Consider the following 19,778-nt stretch of genomic DNA (forward strand, 5'->3'; position numbering starts at 1 on the left):
TTAATCCCTATACAACCCGTTACTTCCAGCAACGAACTAAAAGCCCAACCACCGCCAAAAATTTGGGGCACTCATAGGGCTGAGCGGCTCGTTTAACGTATGCACAATGCTATGGCCAATAGCATTAAAACTATAGCGCTGCTCTGCCAATGCCTTACCAGCATCGGCGATCCGCTTGGCTAACGCTGTGTCCGCACGCAATACCGTCAACTTCTCACGCAACTCAGCAATCGAGCGATAGAGCACCACGTTGTGCATATCCACAAAGCCCAGCGCTTGATTCTCGACTTCGCCTTGGTCGTAAGTAAGCAGCACACAGCCGCAAGCCATGGCTTCGAAATTTTTGATCATGTATTCGCCCATCCCCACATCGGCGCCGACGAAGAAGCGGATGCGGTTAAGCACATCACAATACTCCTGCCCCGAATGGGTCTTGGTGATCAGCAGCGGTTCAACCTGAGCTAACTCTTCCAGCAGGGCTTTACGGCCACTGTAAGCCACGCTTTTCAAGCTACCGACAAACGCCAGCTCAATATCCCGTTCAACTTGCTGATACTTCAGCAACGCTTGGTCGTAACCCTTGGGTACAAAGTGCGCGTCAAAACCTTCTTCACGCAAACGCTGTGCAACACCAGCCCCAGAGCTAATAATTCGCGCCCAAGGCATACGCTGATAATGTTTGCTGAACGCGCCGGTGTATTTGCAGGGGATGTAGTTCTGATAAGCATCGTGCTCCAAAATCACCAAATTGGGCACAGTGCGAATAAAACGCCACTGCTTCATTTCTTTCTTGAAGCGCAGAAAAAAAACAATACGATCATAACGGCTGCAGTCGACCTGCTCACGAAAGTAGCGGCGCAGATTCGCTTGTTCTTCACTGCCGAGCCAGCGCACATCACAGGTCGTGCAGGCCTCACCGATGCCTTCGTAAAGGCGATCTAAAATGGCGCGCTGCTCTTTTTGCACCAGCAATAACACGTTCATGCTTGGTCCTCCGCCAGTACACGAGCGCGACGCTCATTAAAGCGGGCAAAAACCCCACCAACGGCAAACAACCGCTGCACCCGCGCGCCCAAAGCAGCGCCCCCCTGCCAGTCACGCAGCGCTGGCAACTTTCGGCAGGCCTCACGCACATACTCCAAAGCACACGCGTCGTCGTAACCACCGCCCAACACCGCACCGTAATAGGCTAGACGAATCGCCTTAGCCAAACGCTTATCCAAGCCCGCCGACAGCAGGCGAAAACGGGCACGGTGATACCAACTAGCGCTCGGCTTGACGCGAGGAAATTCAGCAAATGCCGCCACCAGCGTTTCGCTGTAAGTGCTGCCGTGCAGAGCAAAGAAATGCCTTGCCAGCGCCCGCCAATGATCCTTATCAGAGTAATAATGCTTGACCACGCCCTGCGCATCGGCAGGCCTTGACGCGTCGGCCAGCGCCAGCGAAAAGGCGAACTGCTCAACAGTGTGAAGCCGCGGAGCCAAAGGATATAAGGTATCAATCAGTGCTAGCGCCTGCTCAACCACAGCTCGCTGCTCGGCCTTCAAGCCAAAAACACCCGAGTTGACCAAGAAAAACCGTGAATTGCTCGGTCGATGCTGCTCGATAAATCCGGCAAACGCTTGATTAAGCTCAGTGTCATCACCCCAGCGCCCTTCGATCTCATCAACCAGCCAGACGGCTTTACTAAGGCGCTGCCATAACAGATTGGCGTTAGCTTTAAAAAAGGTGTCGGTATCAACAAAAATGCTCTGCTCGGCGCAACTTAATGCATGCTCAATCGCCTTGGCCTTGCGCCTGTGCTGATACCCCGCAGTGCCCATCCACGCCTGCAAGCAGTCCGCCGACAGATGGACGACCTCCACCGGCCAGCCGGCGAAGGGCTCGGCGCAATCGGTATACACCACAATGCGCTCGGCTTCAGCCAAGCCTTGATAGGCCAAAAGGCTCAGGATGCTTAAGCGTGCTTCCGCGTGATAGGCCGGATTGCTGCCATACACTAGGTAGACAAACTGCTTGGCGACAACCGGCAGGGTACGCAGTAACGGAATATCAACCACCCAAACCTCCCAAGCGCCAAGACTGCATCACCTGCCACCACCGTGTCGTCACCGCAGCATCACTAAAGTGCGCCTGCAGCTGTGCGACAGCAGTAGCGGAAGTCTGCGGCGAGGCGGTTAGCTGCTGCGCCAAAACGCGGCTATCGCCTAGCGGGAACAGCAAACCACTCCCCTCAACCACCTCGGCGCCACCGCCACAATCACTACAAATGACCGGCACCCCAGCGGCCATGGCTTCGAGTAGCACCATGCCAAAAGGTTCATGATCGGAGGTTAATGCGAAGACGTCGAAGGCTTTGAAGTAGCGTCGACCGTTAGCGACTTGACCGACAAAGCGTACCGAGTCGGCGACATTGAGTTCGGCAGCCAAAGCCTTCAGCGAAGCCTCTAAGCGACCGCTGCCCATGATGACCAGCAAACTACTGGCCGGCAGCTTGGGCAAAGCTTGGGCAAAGCCACGGATCAGTGTGGCTTGGTCTTTATCCGGATGGAGCCGCCCCACATTGCCGACGACCCAGGCGTCCTGCGGCAGACCCAGATGCTCGCGCGCTTCATCTCGGCTGACCTGCTCGGCTTGCACGGCGGCGACATCGATGCGGTTATACAAGGTCTGAATACTGGCTTCAGGCCAGTGCGGCAGGCAGCCGCGCATGTCATCACGTATCGCGTTAGACACACCTAAGAGTTTCAGGCGTGCTTTAAAAGCATTCGCAAACCACTGCCGCGAGCGGCGTTGGTAGTCGCCATAGGCATGGTGAACGCCAATCACCGGCAGTTTAGTGCCCAATAATGCGATGTAGATGGGCTTGAAGCGGTGCGCGATGCACAAGGCAAAGTCGCGACTGGCGGCGATTCGGCGGATATCGCGAATCGCCTTGAGCTTGAGCCCGCGCACATCACGGCTGGCGTAGTTTAAAAACAGCACTTCATCGGAGGCCGAGCCATGCACAACGGCATCGCTCGGCTCGCCCGTTAAGTAAACCGTACACACCTTGTAGGAGGTGCCGTTGAACAGCGCCGCGTACTGTCGCGCGCAATCCATAAAAGGGCCATCGTAGCCATGGCAGAACTGCAACACCCAGCGCTCAGGCTGGGTGTTGGGAGTAGCTTCAGAGGCTGTCATGCCAATCACATCCGTCCTTAACCACCAGCACGTCCTGCATGATCAGGTACTGCAAGTCCGAACCGTAGAACATGTTCAGCGCATCGGTGGGCGAGCAGATCATCGGCTCGCCACGGCGATTAAGCGAGGTGTTGAGCGAAACGCCATTGCCGGTGAGGTTTTCCAGCTCTTTCATCAGGTCGTACCAGCGCGGGTTGTACTCGCGCTTGAGCACTTGTGCCCGCGAGGTACCGTCTTCGTGCACCACTTCACTGACGCGGGTTTTCCACTCTTCGTTCACTTCAAAAGTGAAGGTCATGAACGGGCTGGGGTGGTCAACCTTGAGCATTTGCGCGGCGACGGTGTCGAGCATCGACGGGCAGAATGGCCTCCAGCGCTCACGGAATTTGATTTGCTCGTTGATGCGATCGGCTACGCCAGGAATGCTTGGACAGCCGATGATCGAGCGACCACCCAGTGCTCGCGGGCCAAACTCCATACGCCCCTGGAACCACGCCACCGGATTACCATCGACCATGATCTTGGCGATGCGTTTTTCCACATTATCAATCTGCTTAAACACCGGCTTATTGGGGTGCTTGGCGCAGGCGGCAATCACGTCCTCATTGGAGTAGCTGGGGCCAAGATACACATGCTCCATCTTCTCAACGGGCACACCGCGCTGTTGGCTGACAAACGCGGCCGCACCGACAGCCGTACCGGCATCGCCAGAGGCGGGCTGCACGAACAGCTCTTTCACCTCATCACGGGCAATGATGCGCTGGTTAAGTTTGACGTTCAGCGCGCAGCCGCCAGCAAAGGCAATCTTGCCGGTTTCTTTGAGGATGTCGCCCAGATAGTGATCCATCATTTGCAGCGCCAGCTTCTCAAACAACGCTTGCATCGAGGCGGCGTAATGAATGTACGGGTCGTCGGCGATGTCGCCTTCGCGCTTAGGGCCGAGCCATTCGATTAGCTTGGGTGAAAAGTAGAAGCCTTTGCCTTTTTCTTTATAGCGGCGCAGGCCGATCACGTTGGCCAGATCGGTGTTGATCACCAACTCGCCATTTTCAAAGCTGGCCAGACGCGAGAAGTCGTACTTGCTGGCGTCACCGTAGGGCGCCATGCCCATGACTTTGAATTCGCCATCGAGCATTTCAAAACCCAAGAACTCGGTCATCGCGCCATACAGGCCACCGAGCGAGTCCGGATCGTAAAATTCTTTGATCTTGTGGATCTGGCCGTTTTCGCCGTAGCCGAAGAAGGTCGTGGCGTACTCGCCTTTACCGTCGATGCCCAAAATGGCGGTTTTTTCTGTAAAGCCCGAGCACAAATACGCACTGGCGGCGTGGGCCAAGTGGTGCTCAACCGGCACGATTTGGATTTTCTTGGTATCAAAGCCCAACTGCTCTAAACACCAGACGATCTTTTTGCGGTAGCGCTTAAAGCGACGATTCCCCATCAGCAACGCATCCAACGCGCGGTCGGGGGCGTACCAGTAACGCTTGGCGTAATGCCAACGGGCCTTTTCAAAGAGGCTGATCGGCGCAAAAGGAATGGCCACCACATCCACATCACTCGGCTTGATGCCGGCTTGTTCTAAGCAGAATTTGGCTGACTCATAGGGCATGCGGTTTTTGGCGTGTTTATCACGCACAAAGCGCTCTTCTTCCACGGCTGCAATCAACTTACCGTCGATGTACAGCGCCGCCGAAGGATCGTGACTCAGTGCGCCGGATAGGCCTAATACAGTCAATGCCACAGGAGTTGCCTCTTGTCAGTGCTGGACACTACAGGCCCAGCGCAAAAAATAATCGTGCCCGAGGGGCGATGTTCATCAGCCTTGACGGCTGATCGTCGGTAACCGTTGATCCAACGCTTGATACAACGGCGAGCCAACCGGCCAGTTACGCAACAGACGCTCGCGGTCTTTGGCAAAGGCTTTAGCAAAGCGCGCGGCGCTGCGGTGCTGCTGTAATGCATCGAGATCAATCAATGACCAGCGCCCTGCTCGCCACAACACATTGTGCCCTTTCAAATCGCCGTGACTGATCCGCTCGTCATGCAAACGCTGGATCAGCATAATCAGCGCATCTAGCTCCGCAGGCGGCGGCAACTGCAGCCCCGTTGGATCGAAACGGGCGATTATATCCTCACCCGGCAGATATTCGGTAATCAGGTAGGCCGAACGCCTAAGTCCGAGGGTGCGCTTTTCAATCACCGCCAACGGTAGTGGCGTGTCGATGCCCAAATGCAACAGGCGATTGCCCGCCAACCAGCTATGCCATGCCCGACTGGGGCGCCAGCAGCGCTTAAGCCAATGCGCGGCGTTTTTAATGTTGTAGCGCTTAACCAGTAACGGCTGTCCAGCTACTGTCACCCGCGCCACGGTCGCGGCACCGCCGGTTTTATACAGATGGCCTTGCTCGATAAAACGATCAGGCGACGCCAGCAGCTCAGCCAACCTGTCAGACTGCTCGCGGCGCACGGCGCAAATCCCATCGCCATCGTGGCGCACGGCAAACAGCGAACAGTCGCGCGCGCACTTACGTAAGTAATCTCGCAGCCGCCATTGGCGGATGGTTGCTTCTTGGCGACGCAGCGTATCAAGCGCGATGCCATGCGCTGCGTTGGCGCCCAAGTAACCGACGAGTAGCAGCTCTAGCTGCTCGTCACTCAAAACGGGCAGCTGGGCAAACAATACCGCCAAGTTCTTAATGGCCGCCTCTGCGCTCAACGGCTGTCCTAGCTGCTCGACTCGAATGCCGCCGGCATCAACCAGGTACAAATGCTCGGCCTGCGCCAGCAAGTTATCCAGATGCAGATCGGCTTGCCACAAGCCCTGCGCGTGCAATCGCGCCACACACGCCAGCGCCTGAGTGAGGACGCTCTGCTGCGCGGCACTTAATAGCGGCTCGGCAGAGAGCGACTGCCAGCGCTGCGCCAAACTCTCAGCCTGATCAATAAAGGCATACAGCAACCACGCGCCGTCCGCGCCGCCACCACTGGCCAACAGTTCAGGCGTAGCAACACCTGCCTGTTGCACTGCGTTAAAGCCCGTCTGTTCGAGCGCTAAGTCGCGGGCCGACTTGTCACCCACCAACAACTTGGCGAGCACGGTCTGCCCGCGCCACAAGGCTTTGGCCACGTAACGTTTGCCCGGTAACACACGCAACCACTGCACAAGACACAGCTCATCGCCGGCGACCGTCAAAGTCAACGGCAGAGACGGCGACCGCCCAGCGTGGCGCAGCTCACTTAAGGTCATGTGCGCGCCTTATGGGCGTAACGCTTGGCTAACGCTTTACGCCACCATGCGGCCCGAGCCGTTTGCCCAAGCACGGCCAAGTACTCGGCTAAAAACAACTCAATCTGCTCAGCCGACCAGAGCGATCCGACTCGGCGCAGCAAGGCATCGATGTCGCGCACACGGTCACGCTGTTTGAGAATGCTTTTGCGCGTTTTCTCAAGATCAATAAAACACGCGTCAAAGCCTGTCTCCGTCACCCGCAAGAATAGATGCTTGGGGTATAAGCAACCGTGGTAAAGCCCAGCGCGATGCAACCTAGCCGCGAGCTGTGCACAGGCGCACAAAGACGCCGCTTGCTGCACAGCAGAGAGCGCCGGCCAGTCGCGCAATTGCTGATCCAAGTCTTGCCAGCCGTCTAGCGCATGGGTCAGTAAAATTGCTCGCCAGCTCTTTTCAGCTTTACGCTCGGCATAAAACGCGGCACTCAACGCCGGCACACCCAGCGCGGCGTAATGCTGAATATTGCGCATCTCGCGGGCAAAGGTTGGCTCTCCCAAGGGACGCTGCCAACTCAGGGTCAGGTGATTAACCTGTCGCTTGAGATAATAGGCTTGATCACCCACCTCCAGCCGGCACACGCTGCTCCAGCCGCCCCGCTCAGTGTTGGGTAGATCAACTTCCGGCAATTCAAGCGCCCACAGCGCGTCAAAACTATCGAGCCCTGCTTCGGCAAGACGCCCACGATCTGCGGCAGCGATAAAATCCTTCACTCGCGCCCCTCAAAGAAACCCAGAATGCGGCGCAACATGCCCTTATCCGTTTTAGTCATTCGTGCATGACCACGATAAGTCAGGAAGAAACGCAAACGCACAGTGCGGGGCAAATGGTACTTGGCCACCTTATCTAGGCAGGCTAAGTCTTTAATAATCCGGTATTGCAACATAGGGCCGAACCAAAACGAGCCGCCCGGGCAATCAATAAAAAACAGCTGCGCCTGATCATTGACCAGCAGATTGCGCCATTTTAAGTCGTTATGCACAAAGTGATGGCGGTGCATGGTGGCCGTTGCTAACGCCAGTTGCTCACTGATTTGCGCAAGCCATTGACGGTCTTGCAGGCGCGGGTCACCGCTGTGCGCCAGGGCCGCTAAATCCTGCGTATTCGGTAACCCTTCAGTAATCAAAGCGCCGCGCACGAACTGACCCGCCTTGCGCTCCAAGCCATAGGCCACCACGTTTGCGGTAGGAATGCCCCAGCGTGAAAAGTGACGTAGATTTTGCCATTCCGCCTTAACCCGAGGCCGCCCCAAAAAACGCCGTATATTTTTGCCAGCCCCCCAATAACGTTTGACGTAATAACGGACGCCGTCACGCTCCAGCAAAATCACTTCCGATAGCGGGTCTTTAGTTAAGCGCTGGCCTTGCAGGGCAAACACTTGCTCCAGCGAGCCGAATAGCCCCAATAGTTGCTGATAATTTTCCGTCAAACGCCACGCGGCCATCAGCCAGCCTCACCTAACGCTCGAGCGACGCGCCATACCGGTACAAATGGCCGCCAAACATAACGCCCCAGCCATTTAAAGGTAAACAAAGGTGACACCACGGTATTACGGGCATTAAAACCAGGGCGCCAGACAAAATGGCGATCTTTGCGCGTCAAGGTAAAGGTTTGTAAACCCAGTAACGAACCCAAGTGCCCGCCACCAGAGTCGTTGCTAATCACGGCCTCGCAACTGACCAAGTACTCAATCAAACCCGCCACATTTGCAAAACTGCACACGGATAAGTCCGCTAGTTGTGACTGCAGCTGTTCTTGCTCATGCGGCATGGCCACAATATCCACCTGCCAAGATTGACGCTGCAACCGTCTCGCCAGCCAGGCAAACCCTTTAAGTGAATAATTCTTAGAGGGCTGCGGTGTTGTCGGGAAGATCGCGACACGCCTGTGCTTGCGCCCTTGTTGAGGAGGCAAGTTAATCTCTACCGGCAACTGGGTCTGCAGGCCATAGGCACTCAGCGCATATTCATCCAACCACTGCGCCATGCTCCAGCCTCGTTTGGACTGTGTGCAAAAGCCTCGGGTCGCTGCAGGCAAGTCCACGCCCGCAACAGTAACAACCCGCCCCTCTAAGCCTAAATGACTCGGGATTTTCTTTGCCGAAACAAAAGCAATATTGCTCCGTGCCATTACAGCTTGCGGATCAGCAATACCACTCTCAGATGAGCCGCTAGTGCTTAGCCAATTAACGTAGCTGACCACCAAGTCATGCTCTGAGGCTAAACCGACCAAGTCCATACGGTCGCTAGAGAGGACTTCCAGCCATGGGAAATAAGACGCCGCCGGATACAGCGTATTGGCAAATAAGCGGACCTGCGCCCCCGCCTGATGAAACAACCAAGCTAAACGCACAAACAAGGTGACATCGCCTAAGGCCAAACACGGGACAATCGCAATACGCTTCCCAGCCCAGACCACCTTTTCAGGCATGCCAGTCATAATGCATCTCCATAGCGCTGCTTACGCGCATACAACTTATTGGCTTTGGTCGTTAGCCAGTTCAATAGTTTGGCCTCATCGCGCAGTACTTCGCGCAGCGGGCGCTGAAAATAGTCGCGCAAAAAGCGCAGTCGATCGCGGCGGGTTAGGCCGATATCCAACACCGAGAAATACAGCGCGGCGAGGTCTTTGTTGCGCCAGCGAATCGGTGTGGCGCGGCGGGTTTGCGCGCGATGCAGGTCGATCAGCGACAGCTGAATCGTCTCTGGCGTGATCGCCTCGGCGGTGTTGAGTAAGAAGTGGCAAATATAAAAGTCACGATGATTGATGCCGCCGCGGTGCATGCGCCCAGCCATCTCGGCGACACGCGCGATCAGCGCCCATTTCAGGCGTGGCGCTGGCGGCACGCTGGCCCAGTTCAGCGACAGCTGCTCTAGGTCGATGGTCGGTGCGAGCTCGTGGGTGATGATGAAACTGTGCTGCCGCGCCGGGTTTACTCCGCGCTCACCGTAGGCGACGCTGGTCATGCTCGGCACACCCAGCTCAGCCAAGCGCCGCAAAGCGACCTGTTCATTGCGCGCGCCCAGCACCGGCAGCTTGGCGGTGAGTAGGTTTTTGACAATTTCTGCCCAGCCAATGCCGCGATGGATTTTGACGAAATAGCCTTTGCCCGCCACCTCCGTACGCAAGGTGCGGCGACCTTCCAGCTCGCGGTAAACCTGTCCTTCAAGACGCTCGACTTCAACAAACGGGTCTTTACCAGCCCACAACTCGGCGAAGGGCGCGCGCACTTCAAGCGTCATGCGCTGCCCCCACGATTAAGTCCGCGGCATGTTGCGCCATGCTGTAAATATCCGCCGTTGCGGCAAACGTCAGCCCATGGCTGGCGTAACGCGCGCGCCGTGCGCTATCGCCGAGTAACGCAGCTAATTGTTGGTTCATTACAGCTTGTTGAAACGGCGTTTTAATCAGCTCGCCGGCCTCGGCATCCGCCACGTAATGTGCGTAGCCACACACATCCGTGACCAGCACGGGTAAGCCGGCGACCAAGGCCTCAAGCAATACGGTGCCGGTGTTTTCGTTGTAGGCCGGATGAATCAACACGTCTGCGCCGAGTAAAAAGCGCGGAATATCGCTACGCCCTTTTAGGATTTGTACCTGCTCGCTGATCCCCAACGCTTTGGCTTGCAGAGCAAAAGGCTTGGGGTCGTCTTGGCCAATGGCGATCAAGCGCGTGCGTTGTTTTAAGGCTTTGGGCAGCGCTTGCAGCGCCCGCAAGCTGCGATCGAGGCCTTTGGTTTTAAAGCCTGAGCCAATCTGTACCAAAAGCAACTCATCATCGCTTAAGGCGAACTCGCGACGAAACTCAGCGCGCACGTCGCTAGCATTGGCCGGCGCGCGGCGATCCAGCGCAATACCCGGCGGCAACAGGTGAAAGCGCGTCGCCGGTGTGGCGTAGTGCTTAACAAACAGCGGCTGTTGCACTTCTGAAATCATCAACACTTGGGTGTGGCTCTGCGGCGCAAACACCGCACGCTCGTACTCAGCAAAGTGACGGTAACGGCCCCATTTGCGGTACAGGCCGCCACGCAGGGTTTGCGCCTTGTCTTCAAAACAAGGATCGGCGGCGTAGTACCAATCCAGCCCCGGCATCTTGTTAAAGCCCACCACGCAATCGACCGGACGCTGGGCCAGATCAGCCTGCAGCCAAGCGCTAAACTTTTCATTTCGGCGATGATTGAACAGAGCTTTGACCGGCGCAACCAGCACCTCGAAGCCCTCAGGCACCTCACCTTCCCAGATCATGGTGTACACGCGAATGGCATGCCCGCGCGCTTGGCACTCCTGGGCGATACGCATGAAATCGCGCTGCAAGCCACCAAAAGGAAAGTATTTGTACAGTACAAACGCCAGCTGCATCAGGCAGACTCCGTCAGCAGTGGATTAAGCGCCGCCAGCACTTGCGTCGCCCCTAAGCCGTCAAAACAGGGGGCCTCGCGATCGCCAAGCCCCGCCAGCGGGCCGCTAGCACAAAGGTGGATTTGCCCTTGCCCGTAGGCGCCGACATTGGCCGGCAAGGTCGGGCCGTACAGCGAAATACTCGGCACATCCAACGCCGCCGCCAAATGCCCAAGCCCAGTATCGACCGCAACACAAGCTTTTGCGCCAGCAATGGTGGCGGCTACGCCGGCCAAGTTCATTTTATCCAGCACTTGTGCATGGGCTAAGCCGGCACAAAGTCGCTCCGCGCGCGCCTGCTCAGCGGCGTTGCCCCAAGGCACCTTGACCCCCATGCCGCGTGCGGTAATGGCCTCAGCCAAGGCGCGCCACTCATGCTCGGGCCAGTGCTTGCTGGCCCACGTTGTGCCGTGCAAAAACAGCACATAGGGTTCGCCCGCAGCGCTACCAGCCAACCGTTCACGCGGCAAGCCGTAGTCACCAGTACTGGTGGGCAACACATACCCTAAAGCCTGCGCCATGAGTTGACGCACGCGCTCTACAGCATGCTGCCCCCACGCCACCGGGTAGCGATGAGCATAAAACCAGCTAGCCAACGGCTCACGCGCCGAATGTTTGTCTAAGCCAGACACCGGCGCCGAGGCGTAACGACTCAGCCACGCGCTTTTCAATAAGCCTTGCGCATCAATCACTAGGTCGTAGTGGGTACTTTTTAACCGCTGCTTGAATGCTTGCCACTCGCCACTGCGCCAGGCTTGCAGGGGCTGCTTGCGCCAACGCCGAATGGCGACCGGAATCACCGCGGCCACGGCCGGATGCCAGCTGGGGATTTCAGCGAAGCCTTCTTCCACCACCCAGTCGAACTGGATACCGGGCAGCGCACGCGCCGCATCGGTCAGTGCCGGCAAGGTGTGTACGACATCGCCCAGCGACGACGTTTTGATCAGCAACACACGCATGCTTATTCCACCGACACCGGATCAGCTACTAGGCGCTGCAAGGCTTCCACCACGGGGCGCGGCTTAAGTTCACGCAAACAGTTGTAGTGACCAAAACGGCAGGTACGCTCAAAGCACGGACTGCACTCCAAGCCCAAACGCACCACCTCGACTTGATCGGCTAAAGGCGGGGTGAATTGGTCCGACGTTGAGCCATACACCGCCACCAACGGACGGTTGAGCGCAGCGGCCACGTGCATCAAGCCCGAGTCGTTGCTGACCACAGCACTGGCCACCGAGAGCAAATCCACCGCTTGTGCCAACGACGTTTGCCCCGACAGGTTCACGCATTCCTCGCGCAAACCGGGGATCAGGCGCTGGCGAATGTCTTCACCACCGGCGCGGTCATTGGCCGAGCCAAACAGCCACACTTGCCAACCGGCGCGAATTTTTAGCTCCGCCACTTTGGCGTAATGCTCTGCCGGCCAGCGTTTGGCCTCACCAAACTCAGCGCCTGGGCACAGCGCCAGCACAGGGCGATCCGTGCTCAAGCCAAACGCCTGCAACGCCGCGTCACGACTGGTGTTATCAATCTGCAAACGGGGTTGGGGATAAGGTTTAGGCAGCTCAGCACCCGGCGCGTAAGCCAACGCCATGAAGCGTTCGATCATCAACGGGTACTGTTGCTTATCGAGCACGCGCACGTCATTCAGCAGGCCATAGCGCATTTCACCACGCCAGCCAGTGCGCTTGGGGATATTGGCAAAAAACGGCGTCAGCGCCGACTTTAATGAGTTGGGCAGCAAGATCGCTTGCGCGTACTCGCCGCGCAGGCTCTGCCCTAAGCGCCGCCGCGCGCCGATATCCAGCGCCCCATGCCCCAGCGGCATGCTGATGGCTTTGCGCACCTCGGGCATGCGCGCCAGCAAGGGCTCGCTCCACGCGGGGGCGAGCACATCAATCTGGCAATCGGGGTGCTGTTGCTTCAGACAATGGAACAGGGTCTGCGCCATTACCATGTCGCCCACCCAGCTGGGGCCGATAATCAGGATATTCATAACAACAGCCTCAAGCGGCAAGCCTCAAGCCGCCAGCATAGCAGCCCTCCGTTGCCGCTTACCGCCTGAGGCTTGTGGCCCGCCGTACTGCTTAGCGAACCAGCGTACGCCACTCGGGACGATCTTCACGACGACCGCTAACCAAGTCGAAGTAGCGGGTTTGCAGCTTCTCGGTGATAGGGCCACGCTGGCCAGCACCGATCACACGGCCATCCAGCTCACGGATCGGCGTGACCTCAGCGGCAGTACCGGTAAAGAAGGCTTCATCGGCGATATACACCTCATCGCGGGTGATGCGCTTTTCTACCAGCTTCAGACCCATTTCGTTGGCCATTTGCAAAATGGTGTTACGGGTGATGCCGTTCAAGCAGGCGGTCACTTCGGGGGTGTAGATCACGCCATCTTTAACGATGAAGATGTTTTCGCCAGAGCCTTCGGCCACGTAGCCTTCCGGATCCAACAACAACGCCTCATCGGCACCGCCGGAGATCGCCTCTTGCAGCGCCAACATCGAGTTGATGTAGTGACCGTTAGCCTTGGCGCGGGTCATCGAGATATTCACGTGATGACGGGTGAACGAGCTGGTGCGGACTTTAATACCGCTCTTCAGCGCTTCTTCACCCATGTAGGCGCCCCAGTGCCAAGCGGCGACGATCACGTGCACCTTCAAGCCCGTTGCGCGTAGGCCCATGGCTTCTGATCCGTAAAACACCATCGGACGCAGGTAAGCGGAAGTCAGATCGTTTTCGCGGACGGCGGCGCGCTGCGCTTCATTGATCTCGTCCTTAGTGAACGGGATCTGCATATTCATAATCTGGGCGGAATCGAACAGGCGGTTGGTGTGCTCTTGCAAACGGAAAATCGCCGTACCCTTGGGGGTTTCGTAGGCACGCACACCTTCGAACACGCCCATGCCGTAATGCAGTGTGTGGGTCAGTACATGGGTGGTGGCTTCGCGCCAGGGCACCATTTTTCCGTCATACCAAATCAGACCATCGCGGTCGGCCATCGACATAGCTGCCAGCTCCTAAAAGCATCAAATTGCAAAAGTGTTCCTAGTCTGCCTTATTCGGCCAGCCCTAGGCTGTGCCAAATACGTCTTACCTCGTGGCGCTCTGTGTGGAAGAGGTCACCGCTAACACCCCCGGGTTGCTGCTGTAGCCCCAAGCGGTGCGCGGCTGCGCGATAAGCTTTGTAAGCCTCTTGCAGGAGACGGACGTCCTCGCTGGCGATCAGGCCAGCCCGTTCCAGCTCTTCCAGAATGCGAATATTGTCGGTGAAGCGTAAGAGCGCCGGGCACTGGTTCGACCAGGCCAAGACGGCATATTGCACCATAAATTCAATATCGACGATACCGCCGGCGTCGTGCTTAAGGTCAAACGTCACTGTTGCGTCAAACGCGTTGGCGGCTGTACCGGCGGCGGTGGCTTTGCTGCCCAAGCTGGTGCGCATCTTGCCGCGCATGCTGCTGACTTCCTCGCGCAGGGCTTGATCGTCACGCACGCGCAGCATGATTTGCTCACGAATGGCGGCAAAATCCTCGGCCACGGACTCGCTGCCAGCCAGCACGCGCGCGCGGACTAAAGCTTGATGCTCCCAAGTCCAGGCTTCTTGCTCTTGGTATTTGGCAAACGCCGCCACCGAGCTAACCAGCAACCCTGACGCGCCAGAAGGCCGCAGGCGCATATCCACCTCGTACAACTGCCCGGAGGTGGTTTGCGTGGTCAGCAGATGGATGATGCGCTGGCCCAGGCGGGTGAAAAATTGCGCCCCATCGATGCTGCGCTCGCCGTCGGTGGAAGCTTGCGGATCAGCGCCATGGATAAACACCAAGTCGAGATCCGAACTGTGGCCCAGCTCGATGCCGCCCACCTTGCCGTAGCCGACAATAATAAAGTCCGGATCGCAGACACTGCCGTCCGCCCGCAGGGGCCGACCATGCCGTGCCGTCATTTGCTGCCAGGCCATGTTCAGCACTTCACGCAGAATCGCCTCGGCCAGCCAAGTTAAATAGTCGCTCACCTTCATCAGCGGCAAAGAGCCTGCCACCTCGGAGGCCGCCACACGCAGGCTGTGCGCCAGCTTAAAGTGGCGCAACGCCTCCATTTGCTGCTCTAAGTCATCCTCAGGGATGCGTAACAAACGCTGGCGCAGCTCACTGGCCAGCTCATCCGCGAGCGGCGGGTTGTACAGGCGCCCTTCGTTAAGCAGCTCATCCAGCAATAACGGATAGCGCGCCATCTGCGCGGCAATCCAGGGGCTGGCGGCACACAGGATGACGAGCTGCTGCAAGGCACCGGGATTTTCTGTCAGCAACACCAGATACGCCGAGCGGCGCACCACGGCCTCGACCAAGGGCAGCACGCGCGCCAGTGCTAAATCAGGCTGCGCGTGCTCGCTGATTTGCGCTAACAAGCGCGGCATAAAGGCATCTAAGCGCTCGCGCCCGACACGCTGCACCTGCCGCAGCGCTGGGCTGGCCTGCAGGTTGCTCAGCTTGCGCCATGCTTCATCCGCATCGGCAAAGCCGGCGTTGGCCAGCTGCTCGAGCATTGCGGCTTCATCTTGATTGGGCCCACTGAGCCACAGCGGCTGCCATTCATCGGCAGGGTGCGCTGGCTGGCGTGGTTGCTCGTCATCCGGATCTGCAATCACTTGGGCAAAATGCCACGCGACTCGCTCACGCCAATGGGCCAAGTCATCGGCAAAGGCCGCCCACGCGTCGTAACCCATGATCCAAGCGATGCGGGCACGGGCGTCATCGGCCTCAGGCAGCATTTGGGTTTGCTGGTCGGCCACAGCCTGCAGGGCATGTTCGACGTAACGCAAAAAGCCGTAGGCGGCTTTGAGCTCGTTGACCACGTCATCTGGCAGATAGCCTTGATCGCGCAGAGTTTTTAATACGCCTAACAAGGGCCGCTGCTGCAGTGACAAGTCGCGGCCGCCGTGAATCAACTGGAAGGCTTGCGCGATAAACTCGACCTCACGAATACCGCCAGCACCGAGCTTAATATTTTGCGCCATGCCGCGACGCTGTACCTCCTGCTGAATCAGACCCTTCATGGTGCGCAGTGCTTCGACCGCGGAGAAATCCAGATAGCGGCGGTACACGAACGGGCGTAACTGCTCCAGCAAGTGCGCGCCCGCCACCGCATCACCGCCGACCACGCGCGCCTTGATCATGGCGTAGCGTTCCCAGTCGCGGCCTTGGTCTTGGTAGTACTGCTCCATCGCAGCAAAGCTGTACACCAAAGGCCCGCTGGAGCCATACGGGCGCAAGCGCATGTCGGTACGAAAGACAAAACCGTCCACCGTTTGCGCATCCAAGGCCTTGATCAAGCGCTGGCCTAAGCGAGTAAAAAACTCTTGGTTATCCAGACTCCGTCGACCGCCTTCACTCTCACCGCCTTCGGGATAGGCAAAGATTAAGTCGATGTCGGAAGACAAATTCAGCTCACCGGCGCCCAGCTTGCCCATGCCCAAAATGACCAAATGCTGCGCCTGCTGAGAGTAACGCCCCGTCGGGGTGCCGAATTGCGCGCAATGCTTGGGGTATAGCCAATGGTAGGCAAGGTCGATGCACGCATCGGCCAGGTCAGACAGATCACGGCAGGTTTCGATCAAATCGGTCTGACGGGTGACATCACGCCAAATAATCCGCACTTGCTGGGCATTACGAAAGCGCCGCAGCACGGCGCCCATGGCGTCTTCATCGGCGGTTTCTGCCAGCTCGCCCAAGGCATCCGCCAACGCCGCACGCAACTCGCCGGCGGTAAAGGCGCGCCCCAGCTGACCACTGTCATGCAGGCGCGCCAGCAAATCAGGCTCGCGGCGCAACTGCTCGGCGACAAAATCACTGGCAGCCAGCACCCGCGCCAACTGCTCGCGTAGCACTGCAGGCCACGTGTGATGGCACGCCGCTGCGCCATGCTGCTGCAGCGCGCTTTCATCCAGCGCCTGCAAAGCAAAGTCGGCGCGCGCACGCCACGTACTAGAAAGCTCAGCCAGGCCTGGTCGATTCATGGTCTATCCTTTTTTCTCAACGGCGAATCAAAGCTTTGTTGGCTTAATAACATTTGATTGCCGTCAATTTTGTAGTTTTCCTACTTTTGTCGGTGTCTTCAGGGCTGACCGGCGCGTCATTTTGTAGTAAAACTACACGCCGGACAGAATCCTCCGGCTTTCAGACTGCACACCCACCGCCAAAAGCACAGGGTATCGCCCGATTCTGGAAGCCTTTTTGCCCTGGAGCAACCACATGCAAGACCTTGATCCGATTGAAACACAGGAATGGCTAGACGCTCTGGAATCCGTTCTCGAGCACGAAGGCGAGCACCGCGCGAACTACCTGTTAACGCGCATGGCCGAGCTGGCCAGCCGCACCGGCACCGAATTGCCGTATGCCATCACCACGCCGTACCGCAACACCATTCCGGTCACGCACGAAGCGCGCATGCCCGGCGATTTATTTATGGAGCGCCGCATCCGCTCGCTGGTGCGCTGGAATGCGCTGGCCATGGTCATGCGCACCAATATGGCCGACCCAGATCTAGGCGGACATATTTCGACCTTTGCCTCCAGCGCCACCTTGTACGACGTAGGCTTTAACTATTTCTTCCAAGCGCCCACCGATGAACACGGTGGCGATTTGGTGTATTTCCAAGGTCACGCCTCGCCCGGCATTTACGCCCGCGCCTTCTTGGAAGGTCGCATCAGCGAAGACCAACTGAACAACTTCCGCCGCGAGGTAGACGGCCAAGGTCTGCCCTCCTACCCGCACCCGTGGCTGATGCCGGACTTCTGGCAGTTCCCCACCGTTTCGATGGGCCTAGGCCCGATCCAAGCCATCTACCAAGCACGCTTTATGAAGTACCTTGAGCACCGCGGCTTTATCCCCGCAGGCAAGCAAAAGGTCTGGTGCTTCTTGGGGGATGGCGAGTGTGACGAGCCGGAATCCTTAGGCGCTATCTCACTGGCCGGCCGCGAAAAGCTCGACAACCTGATCTTCGTGATCAACTGCAACCTGCAGCGTCTCGACGGCCCGGTGCGCGGCAACGGCAAGATCATTCAAGAATTGGAAGGCGTGTTCCGCGGCGCCGACTGGAACGTGACCAAAGTCATCTGGGGCCGTTTCTGGGATCCGCTGTTCGCCAAAGACCACCACGGCCTGCTGCAAGCGCGCATGGACGAAGTGGTCGACGGTGAGTATCAAAACTACAAAGCCAAAGACGGCGCTTACGTGCGCGAGCACTTCTTTGGCGCGCGGCCTGAACTTAAAGAGATGGTCAAGGACCTCTCTGATCAAGAAATTTGGAAGCTCAACCGTGGCGGCCACGACCCCTACAAGGTGTACGCCGCGTACCACGACGCGGTGAACCACAAGGGCCAGCCAAGTGTGATTTTGGCCAAAACCATTAAGGGTTACGGCACCGGCTCCGGCGAAGCGAAAAACATCGCCCACAACGTGAAAAAGGTCGACGTCGAAAGCCTGAAGAAATTCCGCGACCGCTTCGACATCCCGATCAAAGATGCCGATCTGGATCAACTGCCCTTCTATCGCCCAGAAGAAGGCAGCGCCGAAGCCAAGTACCTGCTGCAGCGCCGCCAAGCGCTGGGCGGCTTTATGCCGCAGCGCCGCACCAACAGCTTCAGCATTCCAACACCGCCGCTAGACACCCTCAAGGCGATCTTGGACGGCTCCGGCGAGCGCGAAGTTTCGACCACCATGTCCTTCGTGCGCATCTTGTCGCAGCTGATCAAAGACAAGCAGCTCGGCGAGCGCATCGTACCGATCGTGCCTGACGAAGCCCGCACCTTCGGCATGGAAGGCATGTTTCGCCAGCTAGGCATTTACTCCTCGGTCGGTCAGCTGTACGAGCCGGTGGATAAAGACCAAGTCATGTTCTATCGCGAAGACATGAAAGGGCAGATCCTCGAAGAAGGCATCAACGAAGCCGGCGCCATGTCGAGCTGGATTGCCGCCGCCACCAGTTACAGCACCCACAACCAACCAATGCTGCCGTTCTACATCTTCTATTCGATGTTCGGCTTCCAACGTATTGGTGACTTGGCATGGGCCGCTGGTGACAGCCGTGCGCGGGGTTTCTTGATCGGCGGCACCGCCGGCCGCACCACGCTTAACGGCGAGGGCTTACAGCACGAAGATGGCCACAGCCACATTCTGGCTTCGACCATTCCCAACTGCCGCACCTACGACCCTACCTACGGCTACGAGCTGGCGGTGATCATCCGCGAAGGTATTCGCCGCATGACCGAGGAGCAGGAGAACATCTTCTACTACCTCACCGTGATGAACGAAGCCTACCAACAGCCCGCCATGCCAGCGGGCGTGGAAGACGGCATCATCAAAGGCATGTACCTGCTCGAAGAAGACAAGCGCGATGCCGCCTGCCACGTACAACTGCTGGGCAGCGGCGCGATTCTGCGCGAAGTACGCGAAGCCGCGCAGATTCTGCGTGACGACTTCGGCATCGGCGCCGACGTGTGGAGCGTGACCAGCTTCAACGAACTGCGCCGCGACGGCCTCGCCGCCGAACGCTGGAACCGCCTGCACCCAGGCCAAAAGCCGCAGCAAACCTATCTGCAGCAGTGCTTAGCCGGCCGCAAAGGCCCCGTGGTCGCCAGTACCGACTACATGAAGCTGTTTGCCGACCAAGTGCGCCAATGGGTACCGAGCAAGGAGTACAAGGTCCTCGGCACCGACGGTTTCGGCCGCAGCGACTCGCGCCACAAGCTGCGCCACTTCTTCGAAGTGGACCGCCAATTCATCGTCCTAGCGGCGCTGGAAGCGCTGGCCGATCGCGGCGATATCGAGCCCAAAGTGGTGGCCGAGGCCATCGCCAAGTTCGGCATCGACCCCGATAAAGCCAACCCACTGGACTGCTAAGGAGCCAA

15 protein-coding genes are annotated in these 19,778 nt (G+C 58.1%); 1 reads left to right on the plus strand and 14 read right to left on the minus strand.

Annotated elements, in window-relative coordinates; all coding sequences use genetic code 11:
* Nucleotides 1-36 precede the first annotated feature (36 nt).
* The 14 genes from MKI83_RS13595 to glnE all read right to left on the minus strand — a co-directional run bounded on the left by MKI83_RS13595 (nucleotide 37) and on the right by glnE (nucleotide 16,886).
* Nucleotides 37-984: a glycosyltransferase family protein gene (locus tag MKI83_RS13595; protein ID WP_241587353.1), complete on the minus strand. Its 948-nt coding sequence runs from the start codon at nucleotides 982-984 to the stop codon at nucleotides 37-39.
* A complete protein-coding gene (locus tag MKI83_RS13600) occupies nucleotides 981-2,060 on the minus strand; it encodes a hypothetical protein (protein WP_241587355.1) in 1,080 nt (359 codons plus the stop codon). Before MKI83_RS13600 ends, MKI83_RS13595 begins: the two co-directional genes overlap by 4 nt.
* Nucleotides 2,053-3,183 (minus strand): glycosyltransferase, encoded by a 1,131-nt coding sequence (locus MKI83_RS13605; RefSeq protein WP_241587356.1) that lies wholly within the window; start codon nucleotides 3,181-3,183, stop codon nucleotides 2,053-2,055. Before MKI83_RS13605 ends, MKI83_RS13600 begins: the two co-directional genes overlap by 8 nt.
* Nucleotides 3,170-4,924: a carbamoyltransferase family protein gene (locus tag MKI83_RS13610; RefSeq protein WP_241587358.1), complete on the minus strand. Its 1,755-nt coding sequence runs from the start codon at nucleotides 4,922-4,924 to the stop codon at nucleotides 3,170-3,172. The genes MKI83_RS13605 and MKI83_RS13610 overlap by 14 nt, the downstream gene beginning before the upstream one ends.
* A 75-nt stretch (nucleotides 4,925-4,999) precedes the next feature.
* Nucleotides 5,000-6,430 (minus strand): lipopolysaccharide kinase InaA family protein, encoded by a 1,431-nt coding sequence (locus tag MKI83_RS13615; RefSeq protein WP_241587361.1) that lies wholly within the window; start codon nucleotides 6,428-6,430, stop codon nucleotides 5,000-5,002.
* The gene (locus MKI83_RS13620; protein ID WP_241587364.1) at nucleotides 6,427-7,182 is read right to left on the minus strand and encodes a lipopolysaccharide kinase InaA family protein; all 756 of its coding nucleotides are present in this window, start codon (nucleotides 7,180-7,182) and stop codon (nucleotides 6,427-6,429) included. Before MKI83_RS13620 ends, MKI83_RS13615 begins: the two co-directional genes overlap by 4 nt.
* The gene (locus MKI83_RS13625) at nucleotides 7,179-7,913 is read right to left on the minus strand and encodes a lipopolysaccharide kinase InaA family protein (protein ID WP_241587367.1); all 735 of its coding nucleotides are present in this window, start codon (nucleotides 7,911-7,913) and stop codon (nucleotides 7,179-7,181) included. The genes MKI83_RS13620 and MKI83_RS13625 overlap by 4 nt, the downstream gene beginning before the upstream one ends.
* Nucleotides 7,913-8,908, minus strand: a complete 996-nt coding sequence (locus MKI83_RS13630; RefSeq protein ID WP_241587370.1) for a glycosyltransferase family 9 protein — start codon at nucleotides 8,906-8,908, stop codon at nucleotides 7,913-7,915. The genes MKI83_RS13625 and MKI83_RS13630 overlap by 1 nt, the downstream gene beginning before the upstream one ends.
* Nucleotides 8,905-9,711 (minus strand): lipopolysaccharide core heptose(I) kinase RfaP, encoded by an 807-nt coding sequence (rfaP, locus tag MKI83_RS13635; protein ID WP_241587373.1) that lies wholly within the window; start codon nucleotides 9,709-9,711, stop codon nucleotides 8,905-8,907. Before rfaP ends, MKI83_RS13630 begins: the two co-directional genes overlap by 4 nt.
* Nucleotides 9,701-10,828 (minus strand): glycosyltransferase family 4 protein, encoded by a 1,128-nt coding sequence (locus MKI83_RS13640; RefSeq protein ID WP_241587376.1) that lies wholly within the window; start codon nucleotides 10,826-10,828, stop codon nucleotides 9,701-9,703. The genes rfaP and MKI83_RS13640 overlap by 11 nt, the downstream gene beginning before the upstream one ends.
* The gene (gene waaC, locus MKI83_RS13645; protein ID WP_241587378.1) at nucleotides 10,828-11,826 is read right to left on the minus strand and encodes a lipopolysaccharide heptosyltransferase I; all 999 of its coding nucleotides are present in this window, start codon (nucleotides 11,824-11,826) and stop codon (nucleotides 10,828-10,830) included. The genes MKI83_RS13640 and waaC overlap by 1 nt, the downstream gene beginning before the upstream one ends.
* Nucleotides 11,827-11,828: 2 nt before the next feature.
* Nucleotides 11,829-12,863, minus strand: a complete 1,035-nt coding sequence (waaF, locus tag MKI83_RS13650) for a lipopolysaccharide heptosyltransferase II (RefSeq protein WP_241587382.1) — start codon at nucleotides 12,861-12,863, stop codon at nucleotides 11,829-11,831.
* 91 nt (nucleotides 12,864-12,954) lie between these two features.
* Nucleotides 12,955-13,878, minus strand: coding sequence for a branched-chain amino acid transaminase (locus MKI83_RS13655; RefSeq protein ID WP_241587385.1), 924 nt, complete (start codon nucleotides 13,876-13,878; stop codon nucleotides 12,955-12,957).
* Nucleotides 13,879-13,928: 50 nt separating this feature from the next.
* The gene (gene glnE, locus MKI83_RS13660) at nucleotides 13,929-16,886 is read right to left on the minus strand and encodes a bifunctional [glutamate--ammonia ligase]-adenylyl-L-tyrosine phosphorylase/[glutamate--ammonia-ligase] adenylyltransferase (protein ID WP_241587388.1); all 2,958 of its coding nucleotides are present in this window, start codon (nucleotides 16,884-16,886) and stop codon (nucleotides 13,929-13,931) included.
* A 235-nt stretch (nucleotides 16,887-17,121) separates the two neighbouring features.
* On the opposite strand from glnE, the gene aceE reads away from it, so the two are divergent.
* A complete protein-coding gene (gene aceE, locus MKI83_RS13665) occupies nucleotides 17,122-19,770 on the plus strand; it encodes a pyruvate dehydrogenase (acetyl-transferring), homodimeric type (RefSeq protein ID WP_241587392.1) in 2,649 nt (882 codons plus the stop codon).
* Nucleotides 19,771-19,778: the final 8 nt, after the last annotated feature.

The organism is Atopomonas sediminilitoris, from assembly GCF_022601735.1.
Taxonomy (GTDB): domain Bacteria; phylum Pseudomonadota; class Gammaproteobacteria; order Pseudomonadales; family Pseudomonadaceae; genus Atopomonas; species Atopomonas sediminilitoris.

Bases quoted from the DNA above. Each gene is read 5' to 3' on its own strand.
- MKI83_RS13605 (WP_241587356.1), bottom strand. From the start codon at position 3,183: ATGACAGCCTCTGAAGCTACTCCCAACACCCAGCCTGAGCGCTGGGTG.
- rfaP (WP_241587373.1), bottom strand. From the start codon at position 9,711: ATGACGCTTGAAGTGCGCGCGCCCTTCGCCGAGTTGTGGGCTGGTAAA.
- waaF (WP_241587382.1), bottom strand. From the start codon at position 12,863: ATGAATATCCTGATTATCGGCCCCAGCTGGGTGGGCGACATGGTAATG.
- MKI83_RS13625 (WP_241587367.1), bottom strand. From the start codon at position 7,913: ATGGCCGCGTGGCGTTTGACGGAAAATTATCAGCAACTATTGGGGCTA.
- aceE (WP_241587392.1), top strand. From the start codon at position 17,122: ATGCAAGACCTTGATCCGATTGAAACACAGGAATGGCTAGACGCTCTG.
- MKI83_RS13640 (WP_241587376.1), bottom strand. From the start codon at position 10,828: ATGCAGCTGGCGTTTGTACTGTACAAATACTTTCCTTTTGGTGGCTTG.
- waaC (WP_241587378.1), bottom strand. From the start codon at position 11,826: ATGCGTGTGTTGCTGATCAAAACGTCGTCGCTGGGCGATGTCGTACAC.
- MKI83_RS13655 (WP_241587385.1), bottom strand. From the start codon at position 13,878: ATGTCGATGGCCGACCGCGATGGTCTGATTTGGTATGACGGAAAAATG.
- MKI83_RS13595 (WP_241587353.1), bottom strand. From the start codon at position 984: ATGAACGTGTTATTGCTGGTGCAAAAAGAGCAGCGCGCCATTTTAGAT.
- MKI83_RS13615 (WP_241587361.1), bottom strand. From the start codon at position 6,430: ATGACCTTAAGTGAGCTGCGCCACGCTGGGCGGTCGCCGTCTCTGCCG.
- glnE (WP_241587388.1), bottom strand. From the start codon at position 16,886: ATGAATCGACCAGGCCTGGCTGAGCTTTCTAGTACGTGGCGTGCGCGC.
- MKI83_RS13630 (WP_241587370.1), bottom strand. From the start codon at position 8,908: ATGACTGGCATGCCTGAAAAGGTGGTCTGGGCTGGGAAGCGTATTGCG.